Below are 17,620 nucleotides of genomic sequence, written 5' to 3'. Positions count from 1 at the left end.
CACATCTCGCTCACTCCACACTTCTTTACAGTATCTCCACTATTTCTCCACCTTTTTTTGCGCTATGCAGAGTAAAATGACGGGCGACTTCGCATATATTAACGATAAGAAATCATTCGATAAAAAGGCGCTACCTGATGAAAGGCTGTATCCATGGCTAATTTTTTTACTGACCGCCCCATCTTTGCCTGGGTAATCGCCATTATTCTCAGCCTTTCCGGGCTGCTGGCTCTTAACTCGCTGCCAGTAGAACAGTACCCCAACCTTGCACCGCCGACAGTGAGAATATCCGCCAGCTATCCGGGTGCTTCAGCCCAAACGCTGGAAAATACCGTTACCCAAATTATCGAACAGAGCATGACCGGTCTGGACAATCTGATGTACATGTCGTCCCAGAGCAGCAACACCGGCAGCGCATCGATAACCTTAACCTTTACCGCCGGAACCGACCCCAACGAAGCCATGCAGCAGGTGCAAAACAAGCTGCAAAGCGCCACCCGAAAGCTGCCGCAGGACGTACAGCAACAGGGCGTGACGGTTTCAAAGTCCGGTGACAGCTCGCTGATGACAGTGGCCTTCGTCTCTACAGACCACAGCATGACGCGTCAGGACATCTCTGACTATGTCGCCAGTAACCTGCAGGATCCCATCAGTCGTATCAACGGAGTCGGCAGCGTGGACGCCTTCGGCTCCCAGTACGCTATGCGCATCTGGCTTGATCCTAATCGGCTAAACAACTACAAACTCACGACCCAAAACGTTATTGACGCGATATCCTCGCAAAACAAGCAAATTGCCGTAGGTCAGGTCGGCGGCACGCCGTCAGTTGAAGGGCAAACGCTTAACGCCACCATGAACGCACAGGCTCAGCTGCAAACGCCGGAGCAGTTTCGCGCCATTACTCTGCGAGTCAATCAGGACGGTTCACTGGTCACCCTAGGCGATGTTGCAACCGTTGAGCTGGGTGCCGAAAAGTATGACTATCTCAGCCGCTATAACGGTATGCCCGCCTCCGGCATGAGTATTAAACTGGCGTCCGGTGCAAACGAACTGGCCACTGACCGTCTGGTAAAAGACAAAATTGCCGAGCTGTCACACTATTTCCCTCACGGTCTGAAAGCAGAATATGCTTATGAAACAACTCCGTTCGTTGAAGCCTCTATCAAGGACGTAGTGAAAACGCTATTTGAAGCCATACTGCTGGTCTTCTTAGTGATGTACCTGTTCCTGCAGAACTTCCGCGCTACGCTGATCCCGACCATCGCCGTTCCCGTCGTGCTGCTGGGCACGTTCTCAGTGCTGTACCTCTTCGGCTTTAGCGTCAACACACTCACCATGTTTGCTATGGTGCTGGCCATAGGCCTGCTGGTAGACGACGCCATCGTGGTGGTAGAAAACGTAGAGCGCGTCATGGCTATCGAAGGGCTATCGCCTAGGGAGGCGACCCGTAAGTCGATGGGGCAAATCCAAGGCGCACTAGTGGGCATCGCGATGGTGCTGTCCGCCGTATTTGTTCCCATGGCCTTTTTAGGCGGAACTACCGGCGCTATCTATCGCCAGTTCTCAATTACCATTGTCTCCGCCATGGTGCTCTCGGTTCTGGTTGCCCTGATCCTAACCCCGGCACTGTGTGCCACCATGCTTAAGCCAATCCCCAGCGGCCAGATTCACACTCGCCGAGGCTTCTTTGGCTGGTTTAACCGCACCTTTGACAGAAGCGCCCACGGCTATGAGCGAGGCGTTGCTGACGTTATTCACCACGGCGGGCGCTCTATTCTGGTTTATGTACTCATCATCGGCGGGCTGGGGTGGCTGTTCATGAAGCTGCCGACTTCGTTTCTTCCCCTTGAAGACCGCGGCGTCTTTATGGTTCAAGTCCAGCTTCCGGTGGGTTCCACCCAGCAACAGACACTGAAAGTGGTGGAAAAAGTAGAAAAATACCTGCTGGAAGACGAGAAGAAAAACGTGCTTTCAGCCTTCGCCATTGTGGGCTCAGGCCCCGGAGGAAACGGCCAGAACGTTGCCCGGCTGTTTGTTCGCCTCAAAGACTGGAAAGAGCGCACCGCAACGGAAGACAGCTCGTTCTCTATTATTGAACGCGCCACCCGAACCTTCAGCAGAATCTCGGAAGCTCGCGTGTTTGCCAGCAGCCCACCATCAATATCCGGCTTGGGCAGCTCATCAGGCTTCAGCCTTGCGCTTCAGGACTTCGCTGGGCTCGGGCATGAAACGCTCATGCAGGCTCGCGATACGCTGCTAGATGCCGCAGCTAAAGAGCCTGGTTTAACGCGCGTGCGGCACAACGGGCTAGACGACAGCCCTGAGCTTCAGGTGGATGTTGATCAGCGCAAGGCACAGGCGCTGAGTGTAAGAATCGACGATATTAACAGCACGCTCAAAACAGCCTGGGGATCTACCTATGTCAACGACTTCCTTGACCGCGGGCGTGTCAAAAAGGTCTATGTCCAGAGCGCAGCTCCCTACCGCATGCAGCCGCAGGACATTAACCGCTGGTACGTTAACAACACCAGCGGAGACATGGTGCCGTTTTCCGAGTTCGCCTCAACCCGATGGGTATTTGGCTCTCCTCGGCTAGAGCGCTACAACGGCAACTCCTCAGTAGAAATTCTTGGCGAAGCGTCCCCCGGCATCAGTAACGGAACCGCAATGGACACCATGGAAAAGCTGGTGGCCGATCTGCCGGACGGCATTGGGTTAGACTGGACGGCCATGTCCTATCAGGAGCGGCTCTCCGGTTCACAGGCTCCAATGCTGTACGCGGTCTCTCTGCTAGTGGTGTTCCTTTGCCTTGCGGCGCTGTATGAGAGCTGGTCTATTCCGTTCTCGGTTATGCTGGTGGTTCCTCTCGGCATCTTGGGTGCTGTTGCGGCAACGTGGCTGCGAGGTTTGGAAAACGACGTTTACTTCCAAGTCGGCATTTTGACGGTTATCGGCCTGTCGGCGAAGAACGCCATTCTGATTGTCGAATTCGCCAACGACCTCAATCGGGCAGGAAAAGACCTGATGACGGCCACACTAGAGGCCTGCCGCTATCGCCTTCGCCCGATCCTGATGACGTCAATGGCGTTTATCTTCGGCGTTCTGCCAATGGCCATCAGCAACGGCGCGGGCTCCGGCAGCCAGCACGCTGTCGGCACCGGCGTTTTGGGCGGCATGCTTACCGCCACCTTCTTGGCAATTTTCTTTGTTCCGCTGTTCTTTGTATTAGTTCGCAAGCGCTTTCCAAGTAAGCCACTCGTTAAGGCAGCGCAATAGGCTAGGCAGGCGCTATCAGTGCCTGCCTGCGCAGCTTCCGACAACGAACAACGGCCTGACTCCACTGTAAACGTGGTCAGGGCATAAAGCCTAGCAGCGCACAGCCTGCCGCTAGGCCGTTTCTCCCTTCCGCTTTAGCCTCTGCGTTCAACTTCAGGTATACTGCCAAAAAGCGTTGCACTTGATCCGTTAATTTAAAAGGTTTTTTCCCGTGCTGTACCACATCCGCCCAATGGGCGAGAACGATATAGAAAACGTTCTGCACATACAGGCTGCCGTTTATCCTTCCGATATTTTAGAGAGTGCCGCCTTTTTCGAAAATCGCCTGTCTCTGTCAGCCGACAGCTGCTGGGTTGCGGCGAACAGCGATACACTGCTTGGCTATCTGATTTCTTATCCTTGGCCGCGTGAATTTCCTCCTGCGCTGGACGGTACCCTCAGCGCACTGCCCGAATCCGCAGACAGCTGGTTTGTTCACGACTGCGCAATATCACCTGACGCACAGCGCCTCGGCGTTGGCAGAGCGCTGTTTAGTACCGCTCGCCAAAGCGCTACCCAGCAGGGGCTTAACCACACCAGCCTAGTATCTTTAGCGAGTGCTAAAAACTACTGGCAAAATCAAGGCTATGTCCCCGTTGGCGAAACGCCCCAGCTGCGAGAAAAGCTGAAGGCCTACGGCGAGGGTGCATGCTACATGCATCGGTAGTACACAGAGGCTATCAAAACCCCTGAACGCCTTCGGCCTTCAGCCGTTCAACAGCGGCATGAAGCTCAGGGTGCTGAGTAAACGCGAGAGCTCTGCGCGCCCCGCTCTCGCTAAGCCCGGCGTCCCGACGCCAGGCCTTCTCGTCCCTAGCCGCCAGCCTTTCCCAACCGGCTTGGCGAATGTGGGAAATGGGGACGAAGGTCATACCCAAACCTCGTAACCACTGCGCCGCATCACGCCCTTTTGCTGCTTTAATCTGTCCATACAGTTTTTCAGCGCTGCGCGGCCCGTATCCGCGCAGACCAGCAATACTTTCACGTGATAGAGCCAGCCAAGATGCCAAATTTGGCACCTGCCCACCCTCAATCAAGCTACGCCAAGTTTTTTCGCTTAAGCCGCTTAAGTTCAGCCCCTCTTTCCCGCTCAGCCAAACCAAACGGGAAAGATACTGGGTCAAGCAGCCCTCTTCATCGGGACGCCAGCAGCTGAGCGCATGATAGTGGGACTCATCGGGTACCACTATCGCCTCTCGCTCGGCAACTCGCCATACCACCCGGCTAATGCGAGGGATCCCCTGCCCGGCCAGAGTCAGCGCCACCGTGTCGCCCGGTCTAACGTCAAGCTTACGCCAGCGGGACAGCCCACCGAGCGACACTCGCCTTACGCGTTTATCCCCTAGCGTCACTGGCCGCAAGTGGGCTACGGCAGAAATGCGCCCGGTTCGCCCCACGCTAAAAGCCACCGATGTGACTTCTGCTGTCTGCTGCGGTGGCGGGTACTTCCACGCCGCGGCCCAAATAGGGGGTCGAGCAGACCAGTTTTCACCCGGAGGTCGTCTCCCTTGCCTAATTACTACACCGTCACTGGCAAAGGGCATCGGCTGTTCAAACCATAGCCCTCGCCAGCGAGTAACGTCATTCAGTGAAGCAACCTCATGCGTCTGCGTGATGCCAAAGGAAAAGCCCATCTCCTTCAGCCCTGAAAGCCTTTCACTCATCGTTTCTGGCCCGTCGGGCCATTCCCACGCCCAAAAGGCAACACGCTCCACCGACTGTGGAGAAAGCGCTTTGCTCATCATCGCGCCAGCAACCTTGGCTCTGGCGTTCTGCCCGCCGTCGCGCTGCTGAACGTGTTCATCCAGCCGCCAAAACAGTTCACCCTGTACAATAACCTGAGGTAAATCTGTATTAAGGCGTTGAGGAATACCGGGCAGCGCCTGTGCTCTCGTCGTCCAGTTTTCACCGCGCTCACCGCTACCGCGGCTTATGGCGGAAACCAGCCTTCCGTTTTGATAAACCAACGTCACCGCCACGCCGTCCACCTTCGGCTGAACCCAAAGCCCCTGACGCAAAGACATCCATGCCTGCACGGCGCTTTCGTCTGCCAGTTTTACCAACCCGGTATGAGCGGCCGGATGAACAACCGAATAGGGAGGCTCTGCCGCCAAATCAGCCACACTCTCGTTGATAGCAATAGAGGGAAAACAGCCTCGCCAAAGCGCCTGCTGCGCTGCCAACCCATCGTAAATCTCATCTTCAACCTGAGACTCGCCGCGCAGGCGGTAGGCGTCGTCCCAATCGTTCAACGCGCGGGTCAGCAGGTTCAACTCTGTTTTTGCCCTCTCAGCGCTCCACGACGGGCAATCGAATCGCCCCTTTGCAAAGCTCACATCGCTGCATACAGAAACCAATAGCCAAGCTAACGCCAGCTTAATCATCCACACCACAGTGCATGCTCCTCTGCATACCTCTCTGATTCACTGGCGCTATTTCAGCCCGGCAGTGACCAACAAGCCAGTGAGAAAAGGCAATAGAGGAAGATATCCCGGAAAGAAAAACGACGTTTCACGCAACGACGACTTATTTTGTGAAGTGGTTCGAAATAAAAACTTTTCACCGCCGCAAAATAAAAATGGGAAGGTTATGGTGTGACAAGGTTTTACGCCTAGTGGCGTCGGTGTATACTAAATAAGGAAATCTATCTCTCTCTATTTAGCATGTCCCAAGCCGCCAATACGCGTTCGCTAGGGCTAAATAGTATAGTTCAGCCCAAACGACGGCAGTAAACGAGCACTATGATGGTGAAAGGTACGCTTTATATTATTTCCGCGCCCAGCGGTGCAGGGAAGTCGAGCCTGATTCAGGCTCTGTTAAAAACTCAGCCAACGTACGATATGCAGGTTTCTATTTCTCACACTACCCGTGAAAAGCGGCCGGGAGAAGTAGAAGGTGAACACTACTATTATGTTGGCGTTGACGAATTTAAGCGGCTGATCGCAGAAGATGCCTTTTTGGAATATGCCGAAGTGTTCGGCAACTATTACGGCACGTCAAAAGCCAAGATTGAGCGCGTGCTCTCGCAGGGTATCGACGTCTTCTTAGACATTGACTGGCAGGGAGCCCGGCAGGTTCGGGAAAAAATGCCGCAAAGCCGCAGCGTGTTTATTCTTCCACCGTCTAAGGACGAGCTGGTTCGACGCCTGCAGGGGCGCGGTCAGGACAGCGATGAAGTGATCGCTGGCCGCATGGACAAGGCAGTAAGGGAAATGTCCCATTACGATGAGTATGACTATCTGCTCATCAACGACGATTTCGATCTCGCACTTTACGATCTCAAAGCTATCGTTCGCAGCGAACGACTGCGTTTAGATCGCCAAAAACTGCGAAATGAAGCGTTAATTAGTAAATTATTGGCAGACTGAGCCCGGTTTCAGTATGATGCCCAGTCCGTTTTTCATCTGTGGAGTGACACATTTATGGCACGCGTAACCGTTCAAGACGCTGTAGAAAAAATTGGCAACCGCTTCGACCTCGTTCTGGTCGCCGCTCGCCGCGCTCGTCAAATTCAAACCCAGGGTAAAGATCCCTTAGTGCCGGAAGAAAACGACAAGTACACCGTTATCGCCCTGCGCGAGATCGAAGAAGGCCTGATCAACAGCCAAATCCTGGATTCTCAGGCCCGCCAAGAACAGCAAGAGCAGGATGCCGCTGAAATGCAAGCCGTCGCCGCGATTGCTGAAGGTCGTCGTTAATTACTGGCGGGATTGCCCTTGTATCTGTTTGAAAGCCTTAACACACTGGCAAAACAGTACCTGCCGGAAGAACAGATTGAGTGCCTGAAACAGGCATTCTGCGTTGCGCGCGATGCCCACGAAGGGCAAACGCGCTCCAGCGGTGAGCCTTACATTACCCACCCGGTTGCCGTCGCCTGCATTTTGGCGGGCATGCGGCTGGACTATGAAACGCTTATCGCCGCGCTGCTTCACGACGTCATCGAAGATACGCCCACCACCTATCAGGATATTGAACGCCTGTTTGGTAAAAGCGTGGCGGAACTGGTGGAAGGTGTCTCGAAGCTGGACAAGCTGAAGTTTCGCGACAAGAAAGAGGCGCAGGCGGAAAACTTCCGCAAGATGATCATGGCGATGGTGCAAGATATCCGCGTCATTCTCATCAAGCTTGCCGACCGCACCCACAATATGCGCACTCTGGGGTCTTTACGCCCCGACAAGCGCCGCCGCATCGCCCGTGAGACGCTGGAAATCTATAGCCCTCTAGCGCACCGCCTTGGCATTCATCATTTAAAAATCGAGCTGGAAGAGCTCGGTTTTGAAGCGCTCTATCCCAACCGCTACCGCGTCATCAAAGAAGTGGTTAAAGCGGCGCGCGGCAACCGTAAAGAGATGATCCAGCGCATCCTGTCTGAAATCGATGGGCGCATCAAAGAAGCGGGAATCCCCTGCCGCGTCAACGGTCGGGAAAAGCATCTTTATTCCATCTATCGCAAGATGCACCTGAAAGAGCAGCGCTTTCACTCCATTATGGATATCTACGCCTTTCGCATTATCGTCAGCGACGTAGATACCTGCTATCGCGTGCTGGGTCAGGCTCACAGCCTGTATAAGCCTCGTCCAGGGCGAGTGAAAGACTATATTGCAATTCCCAAGGCTAACGGCTATCAGTCGCTGCACACCTCGCTAATTGGCCCTCACGGCGTTCCGGTCGAAGTACAGATCCGTACCGAAGATATGGATCAGATGGCCGAAATGGGCGTTGCCGCTCACTGGGCCTACAAACAGGCCGGTGAATCAGGCACCGCAGCGCAGATCCGTGCCCAGCGCTGGATGCAGAGCCTGCTAGAGCTCCAGCAAAGCGCAGGCAGCTCGTTTGAATTTATCGAAAGCGTGAAGTCCGAGCTGCTGCCGGACGAAATTTACGTCTTTACACCCAAAGGGCGCATCGTAGAGCTCCAAGCAGGCTCAACGCCAGTAGACTTCGCCTACGCCGTCCACACTGATATCGGTCACGCCTGCGTTGGCGCTCGCGTCGACAGGCAGCCGTATCCGCTGTCTCAAGAGCTGCACAACGGGCAGACGGTAGAAATCATCACCGCACCGGGCGCACGGCCTAACGCAGCCTGGCTTAACTTTGTTGTCACCTCCAAAGCGCGGACAAAGATCCGCCAGATGCTGAAAAACCTTAAGCGTGACGATGCCGTCGGCTTAGGGCGCAGGCTGCTGAACCACGCGCTGGGGCAGGGTCGTAAAGTCACGGATATTGACGCAAAAAATCTCAATCGCGAACTCAAGCGTCTGAAGTTGGCATCGCTCGACGACCTGCTGGCAGAGATAGGGCTGGGCAACGTCATGAGTATCATGATTGCCAAAAACCTGCTTAACGACGAAAGTGCTCCGGATGAAGAACCTTCAGTGAGCGGTCGCAAGCTGGCAATCCGCGGTGCCGACGGCGTGCTTTTGACCTTTGCCAAGTGCTGTCGCCCTATCCCCGGAGACCCAATCATTGCCCACGTTAGTCCGGGTAAAGGGCTGGTAATTCACCACGAATCCTGCCGAAATATTCGCGGCTACCAAAAAGAGCCAGAAAAGTTCATGGCCGTTGAGTGGGCGGAAGATACCGATCAGGAATTTATCGCCGAAATCAAAGTGGAAATGTTTAACCACCAGGGCGTGCTGGCTAACCTGACGGCAGAAATCAACTCGGCCAAGTCCAACATTCAAAGCCTGAACACTGAAGAGAAAGACGGCCGTGTCTATATCGCCTACATTCGGCTGACCACCTACAACCGCGTGCATCTGGCAAATATTATGCGCAAAATTCGCATCATGCCGGACGTCATTAAAGTCACCCGTAACAGAAACTAGGCGCTATGTCTCCTGAACGCTATGCGCGGATCCGCCACATGCTGACCACTCGGCAGACCGACCTTACGGTCTGCCTTGAGCAGGTTCACAAGCCCCACAACGTGTCAGCCATTATCCGCACTGCTGACGCCGTAGGCGTTCATGAAGTGCACGCCGTTTGGCCTCATGAGCGCATGCGCACGCAGGTTGCCAGCGCAGCGGGCAGCAACAGTTGGGTAAAGGTCAAGACTCACCCTGATATCCAAAATGCGGTCAGCCATCTCAAGCAGCAGGGAATGCAGATCTTGGCGACGAACCTGTCTGACAGCGCTGTCGACTTTCGCGATATCGACTATACCCGCCCAACCTGTATCCTGCTGGGTCAGGAAAAAAGCGGCATCACTAAAGAAGCGCTGGCGCTGGCAGATCGGGACATCATAATTCCGATGATCGGTATGGTGCAGTCTCTCAACGTCTCGGTCGCTTCAGCACTTATTCTGTATGAAGCTCAGCGCCAGCGGCAAAACGCCGGCATGTATCAGCGGGAAGGCAGCACCTTGAGTGCCGAAGAACAGCGGCGCTTTCTGTTTGAGGGCGGCTATCCGGTGCTGGCCAACGTTGCCAAGCGTAAAGGTCTGCCTCGGCCACACATCGATGAAAACGGCGAAATCGTCGCTGACGACGCCTGGTGGGCCGCTATGCAGGCGCTTAAGCCCAAGAGCAGAAAGGGCTAGGTGATGAAGGGCCGCCTGCTGGACGCCGTTCCGCTCAGTGCCCTCTCCGGGGTTGGCGCTAGCCAGTCCGCCAAGCTGGCTAAAATCGGCCTGCACACCGTTCAGGATCTGCTGTTTCACCTCCCCCTACGCTATGAAGACCGCACCCGCCTTTATCCTATTGGCGAGCTGCTGCCGGGCATCCACGCGACCGTTGAAGGCGAAGTCGTTCGCAGCGATATCGTTTTTGGTCGCCGCCGCATGATGACCTGCCAGATTACTGACGGTACTGGCGTACTGACTATGCGATTTTTCAACTTTAACGCCGCCATGAAAAACGGCCTGTCGGCAGGTCGACGAGTAAAGGCCTACGGCGAAGTAAAGCGGGGAGCGCACGGCGCGGAGATCCTTCATCCGGAATACCGCATTCAAGGGGAACACGATACTACCGCTCTGGAAGAAAACCTGACGCCGGTGTATTCCACCACTGAAGGCGTCCGTCAGGCAACGCTGCGCAAGCTGACCGATCAGGCTCTTAAACTGCTGGACACCTGCGCCGTCGTTGAGCTGCTGCCTACAGGGCTTTTGGGCAATCTTATCAGCCTGCCGCAGGCGCTGAAAACGCTCCACCGCCCGCCGCCGGACATTCAGCTCGCCACGCTGGAAGAGGGTAAACACCCGGCGCAGCAGCGGCTGATTATGGAAGAGCTGCTGGCGCACAATCTCAGCATGCTGTCCGCTCGAGCGGGAGCTCAGCGCTACCGCGCCCAGCCTTTGATAGGGAATGGTGCGTTAAAAAGCCGCCTGCTTTCTTCCCTGCCCTTTAGCCCAACAGGGGCACAGGCTAGAGTTGTGGCTGAAATCGAACAGGATCTTGAAAAGCCGATGCCCATGATGCGACTGGTGCAGGGGGACGTCGGTTCAGGAAAAACGCTGGTTGCAGCGATGGCAGCCCTAACGGCGATTGAAAACGGCAGGCAGGTCGCCCTTATGGCGCCAACCGAGCTTCTGGCAGAGCAGCACGCCAACAACTTCCGGCAGTGGCTAGAACCGCTGGGTATTCAAGTCGGCTGGCTGGCCGGTAAGCAGAAGGGCAAAGCTCGCCAAGAGCAAATGGCTGCTGTCGCTTCAGGCGACGTAGCGATGGTCATTGGCACCCACGCTATCTTTCAGGAACAGGTGAAGTTCGCATCACTGGCGCTGGTAATTATCGACGAACAGCACCGCTTCGGTGTCCACCAGCGGCTGGCGCTGTGGGAAAAGGGTGAAGAACAGGGCTTTCACCCCCATCAGTTGGTCATGACCGCAACTCCCATTCCCCGCACGCTGGCAATGACCGCCTACGCGGATATGGACACTTCCGTTATCGATGAGCTTCCTCCGGGGCGCACACCGGTTACCACCGTCGCCATTCCCGACTCGCGTCGCGCCGACGTTATAGCTCGAGTACAGGGCGCCTGTCGGCAGGAAGGGCGTCAGGCCTACTGGGTTTGTACGCTGATCGAAGAGTCTGATGTACTGGAAGCTCAGGCCGCAGAGGCAACTACAGAAGAGCTCAAGATCGCGCTGCCGGACTTAAACATCGGTTTGGTGCACGGGCGCATGAAAGCGCAGGAAAAGCAGGCGGTCATGCAGGCGTTTAAGCAGGGTGACCTTCAACTGCTGGTCGCGACGACTGTTATTGAAGTGGGCGTAGACGTGCCGAACGCCAGCCTGATGATTATTGAAAACCCTGAGCGACTTGGACTGGCACAGCTCCACCAGCTTCGCGGTCGCGTAGGGCGCGGCGCGGTGGCTTCACACTGCGTGCTGCTGTACAAAACGCCCCTGAGCAAAACGGCGCAAAAGCGCCTACAGGTGCTGCGCGACAGCAACGACGGCTTTGTTATTGCTCAAAAGGATCTGGAAATTCGCGGCCCCGGTGAGCTGCTGGGTACACGCCAAACCGGTATTACCGAGTTTAAGGTTGCCGACCTGCTGCGCGATCAGTCCATGATCCCTGAAGTTCAGCGCATCGCCCGCCACATCCATCAAAACTATCCTGACAGCGCTCGCGCCCTTATCGAGCGCTGGCTGCCGGAAAGCATAAAGTACACCCACGCTTAATACATTATGCCGAAAGTCCGTCGTCCACCAGCCTGCGACAGGCTTCTACCGCGCTAAGCGCTGCCAGCATGGACGTCTTCGGATTGCTAGCAAGCGTATTGCCGTTAAGCTCAATATGAAACTCACCAAACGCTCCTACGGCCTGAATGCGGTGAGTATTGCGCGTAGTATGGGGATCGACCCGCAGCTGCACTCGAGTGTTGTCCATGCCAATCCCCATTAAAGCAATCGTCGCGGCCACATTCGCATTGGCAGGAAACGTCCTCGCAGCCTCGCGCGCCGAGCCTTCAAAAAACACTGTTGCTTCAGTGACATTGTCTAAATCGACCATCTTTTCTGCCGGACTTCCGCACCAGCTGGCGGGGCTCTTATTGGACACGTAGGTAACGCTTTCTAGCCCACCTTCCCGCGCCGCCGCCAGCCCGTCCATGCCCGCTACCGCGCCGGATAAAATCGTTAAGGTTGCGCGATGGGCGCGAGCAGCGCTGCGCAGCGTTTCAAGCAGCTGCGCATCCGCCAGCGCACCAGTGGAAGCGATTGCCAGATCCCAGCCCCGGTTCAGAACGGTTTCTGCATATTCCCTCACCGCCTGCTGGCTGGCGCACTCCAGCACCAAATCCGGGCGTTCACTGCACTCAGAAGGATGTAAAAGCGCCTTTACGGCACCGCCGTTTATGTCGGCAATCGCCGCGTGGTGGCCTTCCCGGGCGACAATCCAGCCAATGGACACCCCCTGCGGCAAACGGGCCATCACCTCATGCGCCATGCCGCCAAAACCAATGAGCATTATTTTTTTCATTTTTTACTCCGACTATCTTATCAAGCTGCGGGTTCTCTACGCTTAATGACGCTCAATGAGCTTTTTTACGTCTTTCATTGTTTTGGGTGACTGATAAAAAGTTTCTTTCCCTTCAACTAAAGGCCTAACCAAACCTAGTGCGGCTAAATGCCGAAGATCGGAACGCGCAGTATTATTCGAGACAGACAGATTTTCCATCACCTCTTTTACCGAGAAGACTTTCCCCTGATTTCTTATTGCTATTGTCGCCAATATTTGCTGCCGCTGATTGAGCTTTTTCATCAAGCCGCTATTCCACATCGTCTCAAACAGCGTCCTTTGCTGGTATACCGAATCAACGATATGTGCATGAAAGTCTTTCACGGCTCTTGAAACGATTTCACACTGATAGCTAACAAAGTAAGTTAAATCGAATCCGTCTGTTTCAGTAAAAAGATAGGCTTTAGCATAGGCCGTTGGCGATTTTTTCAATAAACGACTGATGGATATATAGCGAAAAGCTGCATAACCACATTTCAGCATATACCAATAAAATACCGCTCTTGCCGTTCGACCGTTGCCATCATTGAAAGGGTGGTAATACCCGATCAAGAAATGAAGAACGCCAGCTTTAACCAGTGGATGCAAATAGTTAAGCGATGCGTCCTCCTCGTGGCGAACGTTTGCCCATTGACAAAGTTCCTCTATTTTTTGAGGCAGTACGTCAAAACTTGGCGGCTGATGAATTACCTCACCAAACGGATCGACGACAGAGACGTTATTATTTTCTCTAAACATACCGGGAAAATATTTTTCATCGTCAATCCCCTCAACGCCAATGCGGTGAAACTGGCGAATCAAATCGGGGGTCAATAACTCATCCCGGTGTTCCCATACCGCCGACATCATACGGTAGTTGCCGAGGATCATACGCTCGCCTTCATCCCGCGGTTTTCTGGCCGTTTGGAGCATCTCTTTTGCGACCGATGTTGTTGTGGCGGCACCTTCTAACTGGCTAGAGGAAATGGATTCCTCTTCCATAAGCCCATTAAACAAATAGAGAGATGCACTCTCCCCCCCAGCCAACTCGTCTAGCGCCGCTTGAGACGTCAAACGATCAACAATAGAGCAGCTTTGCTGTACAAATGTCGTTACTGCGATGGAAGCCAGCTCACTCTTTATAGAATGAAACGGTAGGCCGTTTTGCAAAGCTTCTCTGGCCATTTTTGTCCATACCCAAGCAACGTGAGGATCCACGTCTTTTGGCACATAGCGGCGAAAATCATCCCAGTGAAGATAGCGTCCTTTATCATCAACGGGACGATGAAAAGACGATGATACATCGCTCATTGACTCAGCAAGAATCGATAGATCATAGACCGGAGGTAACTTTATCTTCATCATCATATCTCAAAAATGCCAATTATTGAGATATAATGAAACAATCCCAGTGCAATATCAACCTGGGTACAGGTATGACTATTTTTTGATACGACAAAAAACTGGCAAACGAATACGCAATCGGTTGCTATAAATTTAAATTCGATTAAAATGCGCTCTTTGTAACTTCAGAGGTTTTCTTTCCCCTTATGAGCAGCGCCGATCTTACCCCGGATTCCAACACCGTTGCCCGCGCAGAGCCTAAAGTCAAGCCGTCGCGCAGTGAACTCATCTACCACCTTGAAGACCGGCCGCCGCTGGCGCAAACGCTGTTTGCCGCGCTACAGCACCTGCTGGCCATGTTCGTCGCCGTGATTACGCCCGCGATGCTCATCTGTCAGGCGCTGGGTCTACCGGCGCAGGACACTCAGCACATTATCAGCATGTCGCTGTTTGCATCTGGGCTTGCTTCGATACTGCAAATTCGCACCTGGGGCCCGGTTGGCTCTGGTCTGCTGTCTATTCAGGGCACCAGCTTTAACTTCGTCGCACCGCTTATCATGGGCGGTACGGCGCTAAAGAACGGCGGAGCAGACGTACCAACCATGATGGCGACGCTGTTTGGTACGCTGATGCTGGCCTCCTGCACGGAGATCTTCCTTTCCCGTATCCTGCATCTGGCACAGCGTATTATTACGCCGCTGGTTTCCGGGATTGTGGTGATGATCATCGGCCTGTCGCTGATTCAGGTTGGCCTGATCTCCATCGGCGGCGGCTATGGCGCCATGTCTGAAACCAACAATACCTTCGGTTCCCCCAGCAACCTGCTGCTGGCCGGGGTTGTCTTGGCAACTATTATTCTGCTCAACCGCCAGAGCAACCCGTATCTGCGCGTCTCTTCGCTGGTTATCGCGATGGTAATTGGCTACCTGCTGGCCTGGGCGATGGGAATGCTGCCGGAAACGGCTAAAGTGGATAACGAGCTTATCATGGTGCCAACGCCGCTTTACTACGGCCTCGGCATAGACTGGACGCTGCTGATCCCGCTGATGCTGGTCTTTATGATCACCTCTCTGGAAACCATCGGCGACATTACGGCAACCTCTGATGTCTCTGAGCAGCCGGTAACGGGCCCAGTGTACATGAAGCGCCTGAAGGGCGGCGTGCTGGCTAACGGGCTGAACTCCATGCTGTCTGCGGTCTTCAACACCTTCCCGAACTCCTGCTTCGGCCAGAACAACGGCGTTATTCAGCTGACTGGCGTTGCCAGCCGCTATGTGGGTTACGTAGTTTCCATCATGCTGGTACTGCTCGGCCTGTTCCCGTTTGTCAGTCAGTTTGTACTGAGCATTCCGGAGCCGGTTCTGGGCGGCGCAACGATCGTGATGTTCGGCACCATTGCCGCATCGGGCGTTCGCATCGTTTCTCGCGAAAAGCTAAACCGCCGCGCCATCATGATTATGGCGCTGTCACTGGCAGTCGGCCTTGGCGTATCTCAGCAGCCGCAGATCCTGCAGTTTGCTCCCGAGTGGCTGAAAACCCTACTCTCCTCCGGTATCGCAGCGGGTGGCATTACGGCCATCGTGCTGAATCTGGTGTTTCCGCACGAGAAATAAATTCTACCCAGACGGACGGCGCTTTTGCCGTCCGCACTTCTGACTTTCACGCCTTTTCCCACGAAAACTCCTCGCCCATCATTGAGATTCCTCGCCAAATGGGGCATAAAATACGTCTGTTATCAGAAACTGCGGTTTTCATTCGGCTATGGCACTTATCCGTAAAGCTTTTTACACGCTGCTTATTGTTATCGTTTTAGGCGTCATTGCGCTCTATTTTGGCGCGCAAACCCGCTATGCGGCGGGATGGATAAGCCAGTGGGTCAGCAGCAACACCCCCTATCGGCTAGTGTTTAGCCATCTGGACTATAGCCTTAGTTCCCCCTTCCGCTTAGTGCTCAATCAGGCCGAATTCGGCGAAAAAGAGCATGAACCGCTGGTTAACGCACAGAAAATCACCGTCGATCTGACAGATGCTTTCTGGCAAACGCCGCTGAGCTTTGCCTCGCTGGAAGTCGAGGGCGGGCAGCTGACGCTTTCCGACAGTGATGCAACAGCGCCAGACGTTAAAAGCCAGCGCCTTCAGCTGCGCAATGTGGTCGTTAGTGTCAAAACCCCGTCAATGACGCTAAAAGGCGAAGGTATCAACGGCGGCTTTCTTCCCTGGAGCCTAAAGCAGGAGCTGATTCCCACAGACAACGCGCACTTTGAGTTCAGCGCCGCTAGGCTTCATCTTAACGAGCTTGAAGCCACTCAGGTACTGGTACAGGGCGATGTGCGCAACAAAAGTCTGCTACTGACCAACGTTGGCGCCGATCTGGCCGGAGGCCTGCTAACCGGTAGCGCCAAGCGCACACCAGACGGCCATTGGACGATAGACTCCCTTCGCCTGAGCGATATGAAGTATCAAAGCCATCAGACCCTGCCCGCACTGCTGGCGCAGATAGACGAGGGCGTCGGCGATGCAGAGCTGACGCTTAACCGCCTCGATCTCATTAACACCAATATCCAAGGAAATGGCTGGGCTCTGAGCGATTTTTCGCTGTCGCTGAAAGACGTGCAGCGCACGGGCGAACGCTGGCAGGCGGAAGCAGGCAGCGCCCAGCTTAACGCCTATGACGCTGTACTGGGGGAAGAACACCTGCTCAGCCCGGTTCTCAATCTGGCGCTGGAAGGCGATACAGTAAGAATCAAGCAGTTCAGCAGCCGCTGGCAGGATGGTCTAGTGCGCGCTTCTGGCACCTGGTCGCGCAAGGATAGCGCCCTGACGCTGGACGACGTCGCGTTAACGTCTCTACTGTATACACTGCCCCAAAGCTGGAAAAGCGCGCTTCTCGAGCCGATGCCCAGCTGGCTGAACGATCTTCGCATCGACAAGCTCAGCGTCAATCGCAGCATTATCATTGATATTAATCCCGGCTTTCCGTTCCAATTTACCTCTGTCGACGGCAGCGGCGCCAAACTGCATCTGGTGAAAGCGCATCAGTTTGGACTATGGAGTGGAAATTTGACGGTTAACGCCGCCGAAGCCACGCTAAACAAAACCGACCTCAGGCATCCGTCAACTGTCATTAACGCAGACGAGCATCAAATAATCTTTAGCGACACCAGCGCGTTCACACCTACTGGGCTACTGGAAGGGCAGGCGACAGTCGGGCAAGAGCTCAGCAGGCCGCTAAGCCTGACACTCAGCGGGCGCAATGTCGCTGTCGACGTTTTACAAAACTGGGGATGGCGACAAGTGCCGCTACAGGGAGACGGTAATCTTGCACTGGTACTGAAGGGAAATCTGAAGGGCGCAGATAAAAAACCCGACCTGACGGGTAGCCTAACGGTAACGAGCGGCGACGGGCAGCAGCTTATCCAGCGCTATCCTGCCACCCAAGAGCAAGAGCCTGCTGCACCGCTGGGAGCGCCTGTAGAATCAGCGCCTGCTCAGGAGCCTCTGTTCTAATCTTACGCCTA

12 protein-coding genes are annotated in these 17,620 nt (G+C 54.7%); 9 read left to right on the top strand and 3 right to left on the bottom strand.

All coding sequences use genetic code 11. From position 1 onward, the window contains the following. Positions 1-153 precede the first annotated feature (153 nt). Both acrD and DQM29_RS00290 read left to right on the top strand, forming a co-directional pair. Positions 154-3,276: a multidrug efflux RND transporter permease AcrD gene (gene acrD, locus DQM29_RS00295; RefSeq protein WP_111738775.1), complete on the top strand. Its 3,123-nt coding sequence runs from the start codon at positions 154-156 to the stop codon at positions 3,274-3,276. Between the two features lie 211 nt (positions 3,277-3,487). Continuing rightward, positions 3,488-3,982, top strand: a complete 495-nt coding sequence (locus DQM29_RS00290; RefSeq protein ID WP_197708839.1) for a GNAT family N-acetyltransferase — start codon at positions 3,488-3,490, stop codon at positions 3,980-3,982. A 13-nt stretch (positions 3,983-3,995) separates the two neighbouring features. Here DQM29_RS00290 and ligB read toward each other — a convergent pair whose 3' ends face one another. After that, positions 3,996-5,699: an NAD-dependent DNA ligase LigB gene (gene ligB, locus DQM29_RS00285; protein ID WP_232054938.1), complete on the bottom strand. Its 1,704-nt coding sequence runs from the start codon at positions 5,697-5,699 to the stop codon at positions 3,996-3,998. A gap of 360 nt (positions 5,700-6,059) precedes the next feature. Between ligB and gmk the strand changes: the two genes are divergently transcribed. The 5 genes from gmk to recG are packed head-to-tail and all read left to right on the top strand — an operon-like array spanning position 6,060 to position 11,941. After that, the gene (gene gmk / locus DQM29_RS00280; RefSeq protein ID WP_111738772.1) at positions 6,060-6,683 is read left to right on the top strand and encodes a guanylate kinase; all 624 of its coding nucleotides are present in this window, start codon (positions 6,060-6,062) and stop codon (positions 6,681-6,683) included. A gap of 54 nt (positions 6,684-6,737) precedes the next feature. Next, positions 6,738-7,013, top strand: coding sequence for a DNA-directed RNA polymerase subunit omega (gene rpoZ, locus DQM29_RS00275; protein WP_027273747.1), 276 nt, complete (start codon positions 6,738-6,740; stop codon positions 7,011-7,013). Positions 7,014-7,031: 18 nt separating this feature from the next. Beyond that, the gene (gene spoT / locus DQM29_RS00270; protein ID WP_111738771.1) at positions 7,032-9,143 is read left to right on the top strand and encodes a bifunctional GTP diphosphokinase/guanosine-3',5'-bis pyrophosphate 3'-pyrophosphohydrolase; all 2,112 of its coding nucleotides are present in this window, start codon (positions 7,032-7,034) and stop codon (positions 9,141-9,143) included. A 5-nt stretch (positions 9,144-9,148) separates the two neighbouring features. After that, a complete protein-coding gene (gene trmH, locus DQM29_RS00265; RefSeq protein WP_111738770.1) occupies positions 9,149-9,856 on the top strand; it encodes a tRNA (guanosine(18)-2'-O)-methyltransferase TrmH in 708 nt (235 codons plus the stop codon). A gap of 3 nt (positions 9,857-9,859) precedes the next feature. Beyond that, on the top strand, positions 9,860-11,941 hold the full coding sequence (gene recG, locus DQM29_RS00260) for an ATP-dependent DNA helicase RecG (RefSeq protein ID WP_111738769.1): 2,082 nt from the start codon (positions 9,860-9,862) through the stop codon (positions 11,939-11,941). A 4-nt stretch (positions 11,942-11,945) separates the two neighbouring features. Here recG and DQM29_RS00255 read toward each other — a convergent pair whose 3' ends face one another. Together DQM29_RS00255 and DQM29_RS00250 are read right to left on the bottom strand one after the other, a co-directional pair. After that, entirely contained in the window at positions 11,946-12,740 is a 795-nt protein-coding gene (locus tag DQM29_RS00255) for an aspartate dehydrogenase (RefSeq protein ID WP_111738768.1), read from the bottom strand. Between the two features lie 42 nt (positions 12,741-12,782). Then, on the bottom strand, positions 12,783-14,123 hold the full coding sequence (locus tag DQM29_RS00250; protein WP_170126461.1) for a Fic family protein: 1,341 nt from the start codon (positions 14,121-14,123) through the stop codon (positions 12,783-12,785). Positions 14,124-14,308: 185 nt separating this feature from the next. Here DQM29_RS00250 and DQM29_RS00245 point away from each other — a divergent pair, with 185 nt between their 5' ends. Together DQM29_RS00245 and DQM29_RS00240 are read left to right on the top strand one after the other, a co-directional pair. Continuing rightward, entirely contained in the window at positions 14,309-15,715 is a 1,407-nt protein-coding gene (locus DQM29_RS00245; protein ID WP_111738766.1) for a uracil-xanthine permease family protein, read from the top strand. A gap of 148 nt (positions 15,716-15,863) precedes the next feature. Continuing rightward, positions 15,864-17,609 (top strand): AsmA family protein, encoded by a 1,746-nt coding sequence (locus tag DQM29_RS00240; RefSeq protein ID WP_111738765.1) that lies wholly within the window; start codon positions 15,864-15,866, stop codon positions 17,607-17,609. The last annotated feature ends 11 nt before the right edge of the window (positions 17,610-17,620 follow it).

This window comes from Leminorella richardii, assembly GCF_900478135.1.
GTDB lineage: Bacteria > Pseudomonadota > Gammaproteobacteria > Enterobacterales > Enterobacteriaceae > Leminorella > Leminorella richardii.
The sequence above is the reverse complement of the archived record's forward strand: the minus strand, read 5'-3'. Positions and strand labels throughout refer to the sequence as shown.